Consider the following 18,095-nt stretch of genomic DNA (forward strand, 5'->3'; position numbering starts at 1 on the left):
ATGCGTAAATTGTAGGAAGCTAACCATTAAACCAGCCCTATATTGAAATATTATTACCTCATTTCATTGCTCTGTTTTTCAAGTTTATTGCAATCTCAAAATAATTCAGATAAGCAAAAAGTCATTGACTCATTAATTAGCACTGTAGATACTTACACTGATAATTATGAAAAAATAAGAGTCCTTACAAGTAATGCTGGTCAGTTTCGGTATTCAAAAGATTCGCGTGTTTTAATTGATAAAGCCATCAGCATTTCTAAAACAAACAATGATGCTAAGCTATTTGCTAATTCATATTATTCCTTAGGAAACTTCTTCTATTACAACAGTCAATTAGATTCCGCTGAGATATTCTTAGACAAGTCCATTTCTTATGTCAATGATGACACCATGCCCTTTTTAAGAGCCTCAAATTTAATGACCAAAAGTGCCATTTATAGAAAACACGGCAACATTCCTCTAGCACTTGCAACTATGTTAAATTCTAAACGTGCTTTAGATAAAATTGACACGTTAAAATTAGATGAAAATCAACGTCGTAAATTCAAAGGAGAAAGCTCTGTACTTAATAATTCATTAGCAAACTATTATAACCAAATGGAAGAATTTGACAAGGCTTCCATTTATTATGAAAATGCTTACAAAGCGTCTTTGAGTCTTGACTCTTATGTAAATGCTGGAATTATTATTTCTAATGAAGGTGAAATGCTATTAAATCAGGGTCGTTATCAAAAAGCGCTAACACAATTTGAAAAAGGAAAAGTATTAAAAGAAAAAGGGAATGCGCCAATGCGTTTTATTATGAGTTCGGCCTTAAATATTGGAAATGCACATTCAAAATTAAAAAATTATGATGAAGCTTTAATGTTTTTAAAACAAGCTCATGATTACTATGAAAAAGCTGGTGTTACAGAAAACTTAACCATCGCGAAAAATTATCTTGGTAATCTTTATTACGAAACTGGAAAATACAATTTAGCCATAAAAAATTGTAATACTGCTAAAGATTTAGCCTTGAAAGCAGGAAATTTAGAATTAACTTCTGAAGCCTGCGATTGCTTATCCAAATCATATAAATCTATAGGAAGCTATAACTTGGCTTTAGAAAATTACCAATTATACACCAAGACTAAAGATTCTATTTTTAATGAAAACAACATAAAAAAACAAACAGAACAAGAAATGGAATATGAGTTTAATAAAACTCAAGAATTAAATGCCATTGAATTAGAAGCTAAAGAAAAACAAAGTAAATTGTATTCTTACTTAGCAGCATCAGGTTTGCTGTTAGTTTTAGTTTTAGGATTTTTCTCTTACAGAAATAAAAAGCAAAGTATTACACTAGCCAAACAAAAGAAACTATTAGAAGCATCCGTAGATGAAAAAAATGTACTACTTAAAGAAACACATCATCGCGTAAAAAATAGTTTTCAAATTGTATCTAGTCTGTTGTATTTACAATCCGAAAGCGTTGTAGACAAAGAAGCTAAAATTGCCATAAAAGAAGCTGAAAACAGAGTCCGCTCTATGGTATTAATTCATCAAAGATTATACAACAAAGATGAACTGGTAGGCATTAATACCCAAGATTATTTTAATGATTTAATACGTGACATTTTTGAAAGTCATCAGTTTGAGTCAGAACCGCTTTCTTATGAGTTGGATGTAGAACCTTTGGTTTTAGATATTGAAACCATTACGCCAATAGGTTTAATTTTAAATGAACTTATCGTAAATACCATAAAACATGCTTTTAATGAGGTGACACCAGAAAGTAAAATTGATATTCAGTTTCATAAAGAAGGGGAGCATTTAGTACTAAAAGTCATTGATAATGGTAAAGGGTTTGAGGGAGAAATAAAAAGTACTTCTTTTGGTATCACTTTAATGAAAGCATTGTCTAAAAAACTTAAGGCTACTTTAAATTACAAATCAGAACTCAATAAAGGCACAGAAGCCACCTTAGTTATTAAAAAGTATAAGCTTCTTTAGGAATACTATAAATCTTATTCACTAAATAAAATGAGACATTCACTAAAAAAATAGACCATTAACAAATGGTTTAAACTAGTTTAAGACTCTAAATAAATAAAGTTTGAAATCCCTAAACATCTTTATCGTTGAAGACGAACCTTTAATAGTTTCTACTATTGAAGTCGCATTACGCAAACAAGGTTTTTTTGCTGTTGGTGATGCTGAAGATTACACAACTGCTTTACGCGATATAGAATTGCTAAAACCAGACTTAACACTTCTAGATATTCAACTTTCTGGAGATAAAGATGGTGTAGATTTAGCCATAGAATTAGATAAAAAAAACATCCCTTATTTATTTCTTTCATCTCAAACGGATCCAAACACTATAGAGCGTGTTAAACACACCAATCCACTTGGCTATATTGTTAAGCCTTTTACTGAAACCAGTTTAAGAACCAATATTGAATTAGCATGGCATAATTACAACGAATCAAAACAACATTTTTTAACCATAAAACACGAAGGTAGACTACATCGTATTAATCAGAACTCAATACAATATTTAAAAGCATTTGATAACTATTGCTATGTAATTACAAATACAGAAACCTATTTAGTACCGCATACCTTAAAACACATTTCAGAACAATTACAAGGCAATAATTTTATTAAAACGCATCGTTCGTATGTGGCCAACTTAAAACACATTCTTAGTGTTGACAAAAACACCATTTCCCTTAGTAATGAAAGTATTCCTGTAAGTGCTTCACAAAAAAGTTTGGTCGTTAGCAGGCTAAAAAGCATATAGTTAAGATTAACGGAACTCAGTAAAAAACACATTTCTTACGTTAATCTGTATTCACTATAAAAAAAAGTGAGTTCACTAAAAATAACACGCTAAAGCTCTGATTTTGAATTAGCTTTACTTAGCTATTAATCAGTCATTATGCTTTAATAATAACTTCTCTACAAAGATTTTTTCCTCTAGTTATTTTTAAAAGTAGGCTACTCAAAAACGTGTTATTATGAAAACAAAATTACACCTCTTATGTTCATTTACCTTTCTATTTATTCTTTCCGTTGCTGCACAAGTTGGTGTGGGCAATACTAATCCACAAGCCCAATTAGACATTTCGGCAAGCAGCACTTCTAGTCCTGCAAACGATGATGGTATTTTAATTCCTCGCATGAGCAATTTTCCTTCTGCTCCTGGTGCAACCAGAGATGGTATGCTCATTTTTTATACAGGTACAGCAGCAGATGGCAAAGGGTTTTATTATTGGGATCAAACTATTACTAATTGGATAAGCATCAAAGGTTCTGAGTGGTTTGATGCTGGCACATTCTTATATCCTTCCGAAGGAATCTCAGAAGACATTAGTATTGGAAAAACAAGTGCTCCAGATGGTAAATTAGATATCCTATCTGATAAAAACTATGGTATTCATATAGATAATAGACAGCCTGGAAACACCAATAATCAAAGTGTCTACAACCTCTTTAATAATACAGCAAATACAGGTCAAAAAATTGGAACTCACTCTGCTTTTTGGACAGATACTTCTGGAAAACAAATTGGAATTAACAACACCTTTTTCAATGACTCTGCAGGAGATAGAACAGGTGTTGATAGCCAAATTACAGGACATAGTAGTGGAGAAATGATTGGAACTTTTAACTCTATTAATATGTTTACTGGCACTGGTGAATCCTATGGAGTTAAAAATAATCTAGGATCTTCTAGAGCTGGAGATCAATATGCCATTAGAAATTTTGTTGGTGGTAATTCTACAGGGAATAAATTTGGTAATTACACACATGTTATTGGCACAAGTACAGCAAACTATTATGGCACTAGTTTATTTGTAAATGGTACAGGAACTGGACCTAAATATGGTGTCTATTCTGAAATTAGTAGTACTTCTGGAGGAACCAACAATTGGGCAGGTTTTTTTATAGGTAGAGTTTATGTAGGAACCTCACTAGGAAATGGATACAATTTGCCTTTAACGGATGGTAGCTCAAATCAAATTATTTCAACTGATGGAAGTGGGCAATTAAGTTTTGTAGATGCATCTGCACTTTTCACAAATACTGATGACCAAAATCTTAATGCAGCTACATTAACTGGCACTACACTTAATTTAAGTATTGAAAACGGAACTGGTACTTCTGTGAACTTAGCTTCTCTACAAGATGGAACTGGAACTGATAACCAAACTATTGACAACTTAAGCTTATCTGGAACAACTCTCAGACTCTCTCTCGAAGATGATGGACAACCTTTACAAACCGTTAATCTTGCTTCCCTACAAGATGGAACTGGTACCGATAATCAAAACCTATTAACACCTAATTTAACTGGAACAACCTTAAATTTAGGTATAGAAAACGGAACAGGAACTTCTATTAATTTAGCTCCATTACAAGATGGAATTGGAACAGATGACCAAAATATTCAAAACCTATCATTTAATTCATCTACAAACATTCTTACAGTTGGTATAGAAAATGGCACTGCGCAAAACGTAAATTTATCGGCATTAGATAGTGGTGGAGATATTAACCAAGTTAATGCAGGCACTGGGCTTACTGGAGGAGGAACAATAGGTAATGTAACACTTAATGCCGTTGGCACAAATGGACTTACAACTAATGCAAATGATATTAGGCTTGGTGGAAGTCTTATTCAGAATACAACAATAGCCAACGGAGTTAACGATTTAAATATAAATATAAACAGTACTGGAACATTTAAAGTACAAGATGCTGGCGTTAATAAACTTGAAGTTAACGCATTTGGTGATACTGTTCTTGGTGGTGACCTATATATTAGAGATGAAAATTCTAACACAACATCTACAATAATAGCGAGATTTATAGATGATGCAAATGATGGTAGACTTCAAATAATGGAAAATGGAATTGTTTCAGTTGATTTAGATGCCAACTCACAATTTGTTTTTAATGAACAAGGACTAGACAGAAATTTTAGAATAGAATCTGACGGAAATGCAAATATGCTTTATTTAGATGCTGGTCTCAATAGAGTTTCAGTTGGTAGTAATTTAACAGCTGGCACCTTTAATGTCACAGGTAATTCTTACTTCTCAGATGACATACTCTTAAGAGACGGTTCTGTAAGCGGAGGCGACATATTAGCTAGACTTTATGATAGTGCCGACGACGGTGTTTTAGATCTTTACCAAAATAACGTCGTAAATCACAGAATACATGGTAATGGAGCTACTGTTTTTAATGAACTAGGAACAGCAGTAAATGATTTTAGAATGGAGTCGGATACTAGACCCTATTTATTTTGGTTAGATGCTAGTGCAAATGTTATAAGATTTGGAAATAATGATACCGCTGGATATGCTGAGAACGGTAATACAAAAACGGTAAATTCATTAAGCACTACAATAAACTATGTTGCAGATTTTGAACTTGGCGGAAACAATAGAGATACAACAGTAGGAATTGGAAGTACAGAGTTCTTACATGATGCTGGTAATTTATACGTTATGCTTCATGGAAGATTATTACCGTATGATGATAATGCAAGATCTTTAGGCACTTCAAATTGGAGATGGCAATCACTTTGGGCAGTAGATGGTACGATTAACACCAGCGACTTAAGGCAAAAAAAGAATATTAAACCTTTAGAATATGGTTTAGAAAAGCTAATGCAAGTAGAGACTATTACGTACAAATGGAAAGATGCAACCAACCAAGCTACAAAGATTGGCTTTTCTGCACAAAACTTATTAGAAACAATTCCTGAAGTTGTTGTAACAGAAGAATCTGTAACTATAGATGAAGAAACAGGTGCAGAAGAAATGCGTCCTGTAACAAATCTCGGTGTGTATTATTCAGATATTATTCCTGTAACTGTAAAAGCCATACAAGAACTAAATACAAAACTAGAAACTTTAGAAGCTGAAAATAAAAACTTAAAACAACAATTAAGCAAGTTAGAACAATTAGAAGCAAGACTTTTAGCTTTAGAAGAAAAAACTAACATAAATCCTTCTACAGCATCTAATACAACAGAAGATTAAAAAATTAAGAATTATTAAAAAAACGATTATGTTTTTGAGGAAAAGGTCGCTGTAGGGAGCGGCTTTTTTGTTTTCAGCGATTGATATAAATCGTTCGTGCACTATTCACTAAAGAAAAGGGGTCATTCACTAAAAAAACCTAAAATATTAACGTACTTAATGTAACTTTATGGTGCTATTAATCTTAGTATAAATTATTGAGTTTTGAAAAAAGTCGCTGTAGGGAGCGACTTTTTCGTTTTTTAAAACCACTTTATAGTTAATCGTGCCAATTTCTCCTTAAAACCACTATAAGGCGGAAACAACAACTCTGTAACTCCAAATGTATGTTGCTTCATCACCGAACGTTCATTACTAAACGCCTTAAACCCAAAAAAACCATGACTCTTACCAATACCACTATTATTAACACCACCAAAAGGTAAATTATGATTGGCGTAATGCAACACACTATTATTAATACACGTCCCTCCTGCCCTAGTATTATTCATTATTTTTTTAGTATTGGCTTTGCTTTTACTATAAATATAGAGTGCTAGTGGTCGTGGCTTGGACTTAATGTACGTAATTGCTGTATCTAAATTATTAAAAGTGACTATAGGTAAAATAGGTCCAAAGATTTCATCTTCTAATAATTTAGCATCTGGTTTTAAATCAGAAATAATAGTAGGTTCTATAAATTTTGAAGCACTATCGGTTTCACCACCGACTTCAAACGTCGCCTTTAGAGTTTTTGCGTTTTCGAGATAAGCACTTAAGCGATCAAAATGTTTATCAGTAACTATTCTCCCATAAGAATCTGATGTTTTTGGATTATCTTTATAATAGGTTTGAAGCCATTTTTTACAAGCTGTAATGAATTGATTTTTTATACCTTCATCTATCAACACATAATCTGGAGAGACACAAATCTGTCCACAATTCAAAAATTTTGCCCACATTATTTTCTTTGCGGCTTTATCAATATTAGCAGTTTTATCTACTATAGTTGGAGATTTCCCTCCAAGTTCTAATGTTACAGAAGCCAAATGTTTTGATGCTGCTTCCATAACAATTTTCCCTACGTTTGGAGAGCCTGTAAAAAAAATGTGATTAAAAGGAAGTTTTAACAACTGGGTAGAGACCTCAACCTCACCTTGCACCAAAGCTACTTGATCCTCTGAAAACACATCTGCTATAATTTTAGACATAAGATCCGAAGAATGTGGAGTCATCTCAGAAGGTTTAATAATAACTGTATTGCCTGCAGCTATAGCTGATACTAAAGGCCCAAAAGTAAGGTTGAAAGGAAAATTCCAAGGTGAGATAATTAAGCAAACACCTTTAGGTTCATATGAAATATAAGAGCTAGAGCCTAACATTGATATTGGTGTTGAAACACTTTGCCTTCGCATCCATTGGTGTAAATGCATTTTAGCATGTTTAATATCTCCAATGATGGCATAGATTTCTGTGAGCTCCGTTTCTACTACAGGTTTACCTAAATCCTTTTGCAAAGCTTCTTGAATCTGCGCTCTATAAGTCTTCTCAATTGCACGTTGCAGTGCATTCAACGTCTTAATTCTTTGCTTATAAGTACGATTACCTATAGTATATTGATTTTTGTATTGTTTGTAAAACAATTCATGATATGGATTATTACTAAAGTCATTCATCATATAAGTTCTATTTACGCCCTTTACGAGTTGATTTCATGCATTTCGTCGATACAACCAAATAAGAAGTGTTTTTTATCCTATAAATAGTGTTGTTAAACATTAAACTCACTGGTTTCAAAGGGCTAACGACGTAATTTATGTATTTCATCGAGGTTTTTTACAAGTGCTGTCCTGTTATCTATTTATCGACTTGTTTCATCTAAAAATTTCAGCTACGCTCAAGATGTTCTGTTTCTTTGACTCGAAGTTAAAACAAATATAACTTCTTACGATTATGAAAAATGCTTTAATCTTCATATTATTCTTAACAGTATCTTTTACAGGATTCGCACAACAAGAGGTAACAGTTAGTGCTGAAACTGAAATTGTTGAAACAGTTAAAGAAGAAAATGTAGCAGCTAAAACAATTAATGTTTCTGCAGAAGTAAAAGCAAAGGTTTTAAAAATGAATCGTAAAAAGAGTAACGAAATTATCAGTATCAAAGCTTACAGAAAGAGTCTTCAAATTAAAGTTAAGACCGTAAAGCTTTGTTAAGCCATAACAAATAATGCTATTAACCATATATATTGCTATTAACCATATATAGTTAAAAAAAGCCGAAACGTAAGTTTCGGCTTTTTTATTTTTATACATTCAGATCTAGAAAACCTGAAATAGTGTTCTTTTAATCCGCATAGTTTAATTCACCATTGGCTTCTTGCTCCTTAAATTTCTTTACCAATTCTAATGCATCCGGAATCACATCACTACACAATATAATAAGCGAACCTTTTACAGCATTCTTAACCGCAAATTTAATCGCTTCTTTTTCTGATGGAATTATAGTTGTCTTCTTATTAGGATCTCTTTTCTTAATACCATCATCTAGCATCTTAATTAATTCTTGCTCCGTTTTACCTCTTAAGCGTTTGTCTTGTCTAATAATAATTTCATCAAACATATCGGCAGCGATTGCTCCCATTTCGTTATTATCTTCTACACGTCGGTCTCCAATACCTGCAATAATACCAACTTTTACAGTCGCATCAAGTTCATTGGTAAAGTTTTGCAAAGCACGCATTCCGGCAGGATTATGTGCATAATCTAGTAAAATAGTAAAATCTTTAAATTCAAATAAATTTAAACGACCTGGTGTTTGTGCTGCAGAAGGAATAAAGGTTTCTAAACCGGCTTTCATATCCTCTATACTTATACCTTGTACATGCGCACCTAAGACTGCTGCCAGCACATTCTGAATCATAAATTTTGCCTTACCACCATAGGTTAACGGAATGTTTTCTGCTTTCATTAAACGCATTTTCCACTCTCCTCTGCAAATGGTTACATAGCCGTTTTCATAGACTGCAGTAATACCATTTAAACGTTGTAACGCTTTAATATGCGGATTGTTCTCATCCATAGAAAATAAGGCGACATTACAATCTAAATTGCGTCGCATATCATATACCAAATCATCATCGGCATTCAAAATAGCATAACCATCTGGTAATACTGTTTCTGGCACTACTCCTTTTACTTTAGCCAATTGTTCTATAGTATGAATACCTTTAAGTCCTAAATGATCAGCTGCCACATTAGTTACAATAGCCACATCACATTTTTTAAAGCCTAAACCTGCTCTTAACAAACCTCCTCGTGCACATTCTAAAACCGCAAAATTCACCGTTGGATCTTTAAGCACAAATTCTGCACTTGCAGGACCTGTACAATCACCAGTCATTAATAAGCGATTTTGAATATATACACCATCACTTGTCGTATAACCCACACGATAGCCATTCATTTTAGCAATATGAGCCATTAATCTAGAAGTGGTTGTTTTTCCATTGGTTCCAGTAATAGCTACAATTGGAATACGACCTGTATCTCCTTTTTGCGGAAATAACTTATCTATTACAGGAGCCGCAACATTACGAGGTAATCCTGAAGTTGGTGCTAAGTGCATTCTAAATCCTGGACCTGCATTCACTTCTAAAACAGCTCCTCCGGTTTCTGATAAGGGTTGAGAAATATCAGTAGTCATAATATCAATACCACAGATATCTAAATCTATTATTTTAGAAATACGTTCTGCCATACTCACATTAGCAGGATGGATAATATCTGTAATATCTTCAGCTGTACCTCCTGTACTTAAATTAGCAGTATCTTTTAAAATGAGTTGTTCTCCTTCTGTAATAACAGATTCTAAAGTATAACCAGCATCTTTAATAATGGTCTTTGTTAATTCGTTTACCGTTATCTGTGTTAATACATTTTCATGTCCAAAACCACGACGTGGATCACTATTTACTTTATCGATTAATTCTTGAACTGTAGATGTTCCATCTCCAATAACATGGGCAGGAGTTCTAATAGCTCCAGCAACTAGCTTATTATTTATAACTAATAATCTATAATCTTGACCAACAATAAACTTTTCAACAATAATAGCTCCACTTTTAGAACTCTCTTTAGCATGATGAAAAGCCGCTAAAGCATCTTCATAATTTTGAATATCGACGGTAATACCACGACCATGATTACCATCAATTGGCTTAATCACTAAAGGATAACCAACATAACGGCAAGCCTCTTCTAAACTGCGTTCTCTTCTAATAATATCTCCGCGAGGCACTTCTACCTCTGCCTGTTCTAATAAATACTTGGTATCTTCTTTATCACAGGCCAACTCTACTCCAATACTACTTGTTTCACTGGTCACTGTAGCTTGAATACGTTTTTGATTGGCACCATAACCCAACTGACAAAGCGAATATTTATTAAGACGAATCCAAGGAATACCTCTAGCTTCTGCTTCTGCAACAATAGAACCTGTACTTGGTCCTAAACGATCAGCTTCTCGCAATTCTCTCATTTCCTGAATATCTTCAGACATATCATAAGCTTCACCTGTTATTAAGGCTTCACAAATTCTAACAGCAGCTTTTGCAGCATAACGTCCTACGGATTCTTCCATATAAGAGAATACCACACTATAAACACCGACTTCTCCGTAGCCACGTGTGCGTCCAAAGCCAGTATCCATACCTGCAAGGGTCTGAATCTCTAGAGCAATATGCTCAATAATATGACCCATCCAAGTCCCTTCATCAACACGCATAAAAAATCCGCCTTCGCAACCTTCAGAACAGCGGTGCGAATACATACTAGGAAACATGGTTTTTAATCGCTCTGGAAATCCTTCAATCTTGTTAGAGGGGAATTCTTCCATCTCTTCGAGATCGAGAACCATTACAATTAATTTATGTCGTCTTACGGACCAGTAATTAGGTCCTCTCATCGCATTAATTTCGCGTATTTTCATGTTAGTTGGTTTGTTTTAGTTAGTGAAAGATTCTAAATATAGTATTTTTCACTAAAAAAATTGGCTTATTTTTGCCCAATATTTTTAGATACAAATTATGCAGAAGATTAAAGGAACCCTAATACCTATTGGAGGAAATGAAGATAAAGGTATTGAAGAAAGTGAAATCTACACTCTAGAATTCATTGACGATGGTATTTTGTTCCATGTGGTGGAAGCAGCTGGTGGTGTTGATGCAAATATTGTTGTGATCCCTACAGCATCAAGTATTCCGGTTGAAGTTGGTGAAAATTACTTAACTGCATTTTCTACTTTAGGGTGTAAACATGTTGCCGTTTTAGACATTCGCTCTAAAGAAGATTCTGAAACCGAACATGCCATTGAATTGATTAATAATGCCGATTGTGTAATGCTTTCTGGTGGTGACCAATCTAAAATTACGGATAAAATTGGAGGCACAACGATTCATTCTATTTTAATGGAACGTTATAAAAATGATGAGGGTTTTGTTATTGCAGGTACAAGTGCTGGTGCTATGGTAATGGCTAATGAAATGATTGCAGGAGGAAGCGCTTCTGAGTCTTTTATTAAAGGTGCCGTAAATATGTATAAAGGTTTAGGATTGATTCCTGAATTAATTATAGATACTCATTTTATTCGTCGTGGTCGCTTTGGAAGACAGAGTGAAGCCGTAGCTAAATTCCCTAACTTAATTGGATTTGGACTCGCTGAAGATACAGGTATGATTATTAGAAACGGAAATGAATGTACCGTAATTGGTTCTGGAATGGTGATTGTTTTTGATGGAAGTACATTAACTCATAATAACGAGAAAATTCTTAAAGAAGGCACACCTATGACTATGGCCAATCTTACAATTCATGTATTGTCTAATGGTGATGAATACAATATTAAAACTCGAAAAGTGAAAGTGTTGCCTATTGAAGCTCCTTTTATCTAAAATTCCTGCGGACGCAGGAATCTCATTAATTTATCCTAAATTTTACTATTTTACAAAAATTTTGAGACTGGTTTTCACGGTTATTGTACGTAGTTATACTACTTTGCGTCTTAGCGCCTTTGGGAGAACATCACACAGATTTCATAAACTTAGACAAGTACCCATTAGAAGCGATATCTTAATCTTTCGAAACTCTGCAACTTTACAACCTCACAAACCTATTTATAAATAGCAACTTCATCAATACCATTCGAAGATTTCTGTCCACGATACATCCCTTCCGTATTAAAAGGCATCGCCATATTTCCTTTTGCATCTACTGCGATTAATCCACCATCGCCTCCAATTTCTAAGATTCTTTTATTGATGACTTCTTCTGAAGCTTCTTTTACAGACATGCCTTTGTGCTCCATTAAACACGCTACATCGTAAGCCACCACTCCTCTAATAAAAAACTCTCCACTTCCGGTACAACTGATGGCACAAGTTTTATTGTTGGCGTAATTTCCAGCTCCAATCATTGGTGAATCTCCGACGCGTCCCCATTTTTTATTGGTCATACCACCAGTTGATGTTGCTGCGGCAATATTTCCATCTTGGTCACAAGCCACTGCACCAACGGTTCCAAATTTGGAATCTTTTTTTGTAGAATGATCTAACTGAAAACTGTCAGTATCTTTAATTTCTAACCATTGGTTATGTCTAAATTCATCATAGAAATAAGACGCATCCTCTAGTTTATAGTTGAGTTCTTTTGCAAATTGCATCGCTCCGTCTCCTGCTAAAAACACATGTTCACTTTTTTCCATGACATCTCTAGCCAAAGACACGGGATTTTTAATTCCTGTAATTAGACTCACGCCTCCAGCATTCAAGGTTTTACCATCCATAATACTCGCATCCATTTCGTGCGTTTCAGTAGCTGTAAACACAGAACCTTTTCCTGCGTTAAATAAATGAGAATTCTCTAACAATTTCACGGCTTCTTCAACGGCTTCAATGGCTGTTTTTCCTTGTTCTAAAAGATGGTACCCTGAATCTAAGGCTAGTTTTAAAGCCGATTTGTATGCTGCTTCTAACTCTACTGTCATCATCCCTTTGACTAAAGTTCCCGCTCCTCCGTGAATGGCTATTGAGAATGTTTTCATGTGTATCATTTAAGTTTGGAAAATTACACATTTTAGTTCAGCTATCTCAATTACCTTAAGGTGTTATTTTATGAAAACTTCAGAGGTCAAAAGCGCTCATATTCGTATTAAAGAAGAAAACAGACTTAAAACGAGTCTGATTAATTCCAACGAAAAAAACAATAAAAATCTGCTTTGACTAAAAAAAACTCGTTTTAACTAAAAATGCTTAGTTTCATCATAAATAAAATTCATATTTAACTATCTTTCACTAAATCAGATGATATGATTAAGAAATTCACATTTCTATTTTGCTTCACAACACTATTGATATACGGACAACAAGATTCAATTTATAATGAATTAAATGCGCTTCAAAATACCCAGAGTCAATTAGATTTACTTGGTAAAAAAATATCAAGATTGGTCTATTCTAATCCTGAAAAGGCCGTTGCATATACTATTTTATTTGACTCAATAACAACATCAGTGCCCACGTATGAAAACAAAGCAGATGCATTGATGTATCGAGGCATGGCTAAACACGCTAATCAAGATTATGAAAATGCCATTTCAAACTACCTAGAAGCTATACGGTTACTAGAAAAAAATGAGGATAATAAACGTTTACCACAAGTGTATAACAATCTTGCGGCAAGTTATAATATTAGAGGTGATGCCAATAAAACGGAAGAATACTTTATCAAAGCCGCTGAAACTGCTGCAAAGACCAATGATAGTGTATGGATGTCTAGTGCTAACAGTAACCTAGGAGTACATTATAACTCACATCAACAATTTAATAAGGCCGAAATAGTACTTAAAAAATCACTCTCTTATTTTGAAAACAAAAAGGACTCGATTAACGCAGGAGCCACGTTAATGAATTTAGGAAATTCACAATTACCCTTAGAAAAGAATAATGAGGCTATTGCAAGTTATAAAAGATCCATGGCATTAATACCATATGAAAAATTCCCCATTGTACATTCTGTGGCTCAATCTGGTATAGGCATAGCACTTACCAATCAAAAAAAATACGTTGAAGCTTTGCCTTATTTAAAAAAAGGAAATGCCATTGCAAAACAGATAAAGTATACCGAACAAATAATGGAAACCAATAATGCTCTGGCAGACTATTATGCACAAACACGCAACTTTGAAGAGGCCTTTAAATTATCTATAGTTTCCCAGCAATTAAAAGATAGTGTGCTAACCAAGACGCAAGATAAAAATATGGCAGATGCGTTAATTGAGTTTGAAACCGAAAAAAAAGATGCACAACTCAAAGTCCTTGAATTGGAAAAAGACAAATCAGAACAGCGCCAGATATTACTAACGGTATTGGCTATAAGCGGTATTTTAATTGCGACACTTATTGGTTTTTTCTTTTATAAAAACAGAAAAAGTAATGCTTTATTAGCGAAGCAAAAAGCGATGTTAGAGAAAACCGTAGATGAAAAAAACATCCTTTTAAAAGAAACACATCATCGTGTAAAAAATAGTTTTCAAATGGTATCGTCACTATTATCCTATCAAGCCAACACAGCGCAAAACAGCGAGGCTAAAATTGCGATTAAAGAAGCCCAAAATCGTGTACGATCTATGGTGTTAATACATCAAAAATTATATAGTAAAGACCAACTTGTAGGTATAGACGCTAAAGAATATATAGAAGATTTTACTAACGATGTCATTCAGAGTCATGAATATCGCGACAAAAAAATAGACTGTATATTTAACCTAGAATCTTTAATCTTAGATATAGAAACCATTACACCTATTGGATTAATTTTAAACGAGTTATTAATTAACACTATAAAACATGCCTTTAAAAATGAAACCGTTAATAATAAAATAACCATCTCTTTTAAACGAAAAGACGAGGCACTCCTACTTATAGTTACTGATAATGGCGTAGGACTAAATGGTACGGTTAATGAAAATTCTTTTGGATTAAAACTTATAAAAACACTCGCCAAAAAGCTGAAAGGCGAATTCACTATTTCTAATAACGAACCCAAAGGTACCATAGCACAACTGACCATAAATAGGTTTACCGTTTTATAATTTTTTAAGATGACAGCTCACAAAGACCATAAATTTATTAGAATATATATTGTAGAGGACGAGCCATTAATTGCTGAAACCGCAAAAATGGCATTAGAATTTTATGGTATGAAAGTATTGGGTATTAGTGAAGATTATGACTCTGCCTTAAAACACATACAAGACAAACAAGCCAATATGGTACTCCTAGATATTAATCTGCAAGGAGAAAAAGATGGTGTTGACTTAGCCATTACCTTAGAAAGACTTAATATTCCTTATTTATTTATTACCTCACAAACAGACCCTAGCACTTTGGCACGCGTAAAGGAAACTAATCCTTTAGGTTTTTTGGTAAAGCCATTTACAGATTCTGGCTTATTGAGTAATATTGAATTGGCTTGGCATAAAATAGCCCTCGAAAAAGAAGAATATATCTTAATACGCTCTGAAGGCGAACGTATAAAACTAAACCAAGCTTCCATACTTTATCTCAAAGCTTTTGACAACTATTGTTATATTATAACTTTAGATAAAGAATATCTTGTACCACATACATTAAAGCATACTGCTGAAAAATTAAACGCTGCTATTTTTAAAAAATCACATCGCTCTTATGTTATTAACAGTCAAAAAATTAAGGGTATTAAGAGTGATTCCGTAGTCGTTGAAGATATCGACGTGCCGTTAAGTTCTACCTATAAAAAAGATATAAAAGATTTACTGCTTTAGATTAAACCCGCTTTTTCCATTAGAAAATCTATTACAGCTTCTAGCTACTGAAAATATAATGCTATACTACATTTTTATTGCATCTAAAAGCCTCATAACGAAGTTCTAATACATAAAGTGGGTTAAACTGATTTCACTAAAAAAAATCGCATTTCACTAAAAATTTCGGTACACCATACAGATTACCAATAACTTGGGGTAAAACCTACGTTGTTTTATAGGCATACATTATTGTTATGTGCTCTTGGCTAATGTCTTATACTACAGCAAAACCTTAAACTGTATTGACCATGAAAAAAATTACAATTACCCTAACATTCATTTTATTTAGCTTCTTAATTAACGCCCAAGTAGGCATAGGCACCACTACACCACAAGGTGCTTTAGATATTGTATCTACAAATGATACAGGCGTTGTAATACCAAGAGTTTCATCTATAGATAATGTTACCGACGGCCAAGGCAATCCACCTGCAAACGGCACTTTAGTATATGATTTATCAAAGAGTGCCATTTGTTTTTATCTTAATGGAAATTGGACTTGTATGGAAATTAAAGGAGATGGTTCTACAACATTAGAAAGCCAAATTACTTACTATGAATCTCAAGACACTTATTTTAAAGCATCAAATACAGGTACAAGTGATAAATTTGGATCCGTTATAGTCCTGAGTGCAGATGGAAATACGCTGGTAGTTGGTGCATCTGGAGAAGATAGCAATGCAACAGATATAAACGGTGATCAAACAGATAATAGTGCTGTTAATTCTGGAGCCGTATATGTGTTTTTTAAAAATGCAGGTGTTTGGTCGCAACAAGCCTATATTAAAGCTTCTAATACAGGCTCAGGAGATGTGTTTGGCTGGAGTATTGGTATAAGTGGTGATGGAAACACACTGGCAGTTGGTGCAAATGGAGAAGATAGCAATGCAACAGGTATAAACGGTGATCAAACAAACAATAGTGCGAGTGCTTCTGGAGCGGTATATGTGTTCAATCGATCTGGAGCTGATTGGTCGCAACAAGCCTATATTAAAGCTTCTAATTCAGAATTTTATGATAATTTTGGCTATAGTATTGGTATAAGTGGTGATGGAAACACACTGGCAGTTGGTGCAAATTACGAAAGTAGTAATGCAACAGGCGTTGGCGGTGATCAATCAAATAATAGTGCTTATTACTCTGGAGCGGTATATGTGTTCAGCCGGTCTGGAGCTACTTGGTCGCAACAAGCCTATATTAAAGCTTCTAACTCAGATACAGATGATTACTTTGGCACAAGTGTTAGTATTAGTTTTAATGGAAACACACTTGCGGTAGGTGCAAGTGAGGAAGACAGCAATGCAATAGGCATCGATGGAAACCAAGCAAACAATAGTTCGAGTGCTTCTGGAGCGGTATATGTGTTCAGCCGGTCTGGAGCCGCTTGGTCGCAACAAGCCTATATTAAAGCCTCTAACACAGATACATATGATTATTTTGGTGGAAGTGTTAGTATTAGTGCTGATGGAAATACGCTGGTAGTTGGTGCAAATGGAGAAGATAGCAATGCAACAGATATAAACGGTGATCAATCAGATAATAATGCATTTAATTCTGGAGCGGTATATGTGTTCATTAGGTCTGGAACTAATTGGTCGCAACAAGTCTATATTAAAGCTTTTAACACAGATCCATTTGATTATTTTGGTGGAAGTGTTAGTATTAGTGCTGATGGAAATACGCTGGTAGTTGGTGCAAATGGAGAAGATAGCAATGCAACAGGCGTTGATGGAGATCAAGCAGATAATAGTGTTAGTAGTTCTGGATCCGTCTATATCTATAGCCTTTCTGGCCTTACTTGGTCGCCAAAAGCTTATATCAAAGCTTCTAATACAGATACAAATGATGTCTTTGGGAGAAGCACGAGTCTAAGTAATGATGGTAACATACTTGTTGTTGGTGCACGTGGAGAAAAAAGTAATGCAACAGGCGTTGGCGGTGATCAAACAAATAACAGTGCTACTAGTTCAGGTGCAGTTTATATGTATGAAAACTAAATATGCCCTTTTTATTCTTTAAAATAAATTGAATCAAAGGCTTCACTAAAAAAAATCGCATTTCACTAAAAATACCTATACAATATTCACTTTATCAGTAATTTAGAACTATACCCAATCTATAAATAAGGTATAGTTTATTTAAAACAGGCTGTGCTTAAACCTATAGAACTTTAAAATGCG

11 protein-coding genes are annotated in these 18,095 nt (G+C 34.1%); 8 read left to right on the forward strand and 3 right to left on the reverse strand.

Features of this window, described 5'->3' with window-relative positions; translation table 11 throughout:
- Positions 1 to 42 precede the first annotated feature (42 nt).
- From ACJJVO_RS10520 to ACJJVO_RS10530, 3 genes are all read left to right on the forward strand, one after another.
- Positions 43 to 1,992, forward strand: coding sequence for a histidine kinase dimerization/phosphoacceptor domain -containing protein (locus ACJJVO_RS10520; protein ID WP_405573772.1), 1,950 nt, complete (start codon positions 43 to 45; stop codon positions 1,990 to 1,992).
- A gap of 103 nt (positions 1,993 to 2,095) precedes the next feature.
- Positions 2,096 to 2,785, forward strand: a complete 690-nt coding sequence (locus ACJJVO_RS10525) for a LytR/AlgR family response regulator transcription factor (protein WP_405573774.1) — start codon at positions 2,096 to 2,098, stop codon at positions 2,783 to 2,785.
- A gap of 217 nt (positions 2,786 to 3,002) precedes the next feature.
- Positions 3,003 to 6,038 carry a tail fiber domain-containing protein gene (locus ACJJVO_RS10530; RefSeq protein ID WP_405573776.1) on the forward strand — a complete coding sequence of 1,012 codons (3,036 nt, stop codon included), beginning with the start codon at positions 3,003 to 3,005 and terminating at the stop codon, positions 6,036 to 6,038.
- Positions 6,039 to 6,280: 242 nt separating this feature from the next.
- On the opposite strand, the gene ACJJVO_RS10535 is transcribed toward ACJJVO_RS10530, so the two are convergent.
- Positions 6,281 to 7,696, reverse strand: a complete 1,416-nt coding sequence (locus ACJJVO_RS10535) for an aldehyde dehydrogenase family protein (RefSeq protein WP_405573778.1) — start codon at positions 7,694 to 7,696, stop codon at positions 6,281 to 6,283.
- 274 nt (positions 7,697 to 7,970) lie between these two features.
- Here ACJJVO_RS10535 and ACJJVO_RS10540 point away from each other — a divergent pair, with 274 nt between their 5' ends.
- Complete coding sequence (locus tag ACJJVO_RS10540) at positions 7,971 to 8,231, forward strand: hypothetical protein (RefSeq protein WP_405573780.1); 261 nt, start codon at positions 7,971 to 7,973, stop codon at positions 8,229 to 8,231.
- A gap of 130 nt (positions 8,232 to 8,361) precedes the next feature.
- Here the strand turns inward: ACJJVO_RS10540 and cphA are convergent, their stop codons facing one another.
- Positions 8,362 to 11,004: a cyanophycin synthetase gene (cphA, locus tag ACJJVO_RS10545; RefSeq protein WP_405573783.1), complete on the reverse strand. Its 2,643-nt coding sequence runs from the start codon at positions 11,002 to 11,004 to the stop codon at positions 8,362 to 8,364.
- A gap of 97 nt (positions 11,005 to 11,101) precedes the next feature.
- On the opposite strand from cphA, the gene ACJJVO_RS10550 reads away from it, so the two are divergent.
- Positions 11,102 to 11,965 carry a cyanophycinase gene (locus ACJJVO_RS10550; protein ID WP_405573786.1) on the forward strand — a complete coding sequence of 288 codons (864 nt, stop codon included), beginning with the start codon at positions 11,102 to 11,104 and terminating at the stop codon, positions 11,963 to 11,965.
- 218 nt (positions 11,966 to 12,183) lie between these two features.
- On the opposite strand, the gene ACJJVO_RS10555 is transcribed toward ACJJVO_RS10550, so the two are convergent.
- Positions 12,184 to 13,113 (reverse strand): isoaspartyl peptidase/L-asparaginase family protein, encoded by a 930-nt coding sequence (locus ACJJVO_RS10555; RefSeq protein WP_405573787.1) that lies wholly within the window; start codon positions 13,111 to 13,113, stop codon positions 12,184 to 12,186.
- Between the two features lie 264 nt (positions 13,114 to 13,377).
- Between ACJJVO_RS10555 and ACJJVO_RS10560 the strand changes: the two genes are divergently transcribed.
- The 3 genes from ACJJVO_RS10560 (at position 13,378) to ACJJVO_RS10570 (ending at position 17,912) form a co-directional block, all read left to right on the forward strand.
- Positions 13,378 to 15,162, forward strand: a complete 1,785-nt coding sequence (locus ACJJVO_RS10560; protein WP_405573789.1) for a histidine kinase dimerization/phosphoacceptor domain -containing protein — start codon at positions 13,378 to 13,380, stop codon at positions 15,160 to 15,162.
- A 9-nt stretch (positions 15,163 to 15,171) separates the two neighbouring features.
- Positions 15,172 to 15,873: a LytR/AlgR family response regulator transcription factor gene (locus ACJJVO_RS10565; RefSeq protein WP_405573792.1), complete on the forward strand. Its 702-nt coding sequence runs from the start codon at positions 15,172 to 15,174 to the stop codon at positions 15,871 to 15,873.
- Between the two features lie 290 nt (positions 15,874 to 16,163).
- Positions 16,164 to 17,912 carry a hypothetical protein gene (locus tag ACJJVO_RS10570; RefSeq protein ID WP_405573794.1) on the forward strand — a complete coding sequence of 583 codons (1,749 nt, stop codon included), beginning with the start codon at positions 16,164 to 16,166 and terminating at the stop codon, positions 17,910 to 17,912.
- Positions 17,913 to 18,095: the final 183 nt, after the last annotated feature.

The sequence above is a fragment of the Winogradskyella sp. Asnod2-B02-A genome (assembly GCF_045063645.1).
Lineage (GTDB): Bacteria > Bacteroidota > Bacteroidia > Flavobacteriales > Flavobacteriaceae > Winogradskyella.

Coding starts and splice junctions, on each gene's coding strand:
- ACJJVO_RS10530 (WP_405573776.1), top strand. CDS start 3,003: ATGAAAACAAAATTACACCTCTTATGTTCATTTACCTTTCTATTTATT.
- ACJJVO_RS10535 (WP_405573778.1), bottom strand. CDS start 7,696: ATGATGAATGACTTTAGTAATAATCCATATCATGAATTGTTTTACAAA.
- ACJJVO_RS10540 (WP_405573780.1), top strand. CDS start 7,971: ATGAAAAATGCTTTAATCTTCATATTATTCTTAACAGTATCTTTTACA.
- cphA (WP_405573783.1), bottom strand. CDS start 11,004: ATGAAAATACGCGAAATTAATGCGATGAGAGGACCTAATTACTGGTCC.
- ACJJVO_RS10550 (WP_405573786.1), top strand. CDS start 11,102: ATGCAGAAGATTAAAGGAACCCTAATACCTATTGGAGGAAATGAAGAT.
- ACJJVO_RS10555 (WP_405573787.1), bottom strand. CDS start 13,113: ATGAAAACATTCTCAATAGCCATTCACGGAGGAGCGGGAACTTTAGTC.
- ACJJVO_RS10560 (WP_405573789.1), top strand. CDS start 13,378: ATGATTAAGAAATTCACATTTCTATTTTGCTTCACAACACTATTGATA.
- ACJJVO_RS10565 (WP_405573792.1), top strand. CDS start 15,172: ATGACAGCTCACAAAGACCATAAATTTATTAGAATATATATTGTAGAG.
- ACJJVO_RS10570 (WP_405573794.1), top strand. CDS start 16,164: ATGAAAAAAATTACAATTACCCTAACATTCATTTTATTTAGCTTCTTA.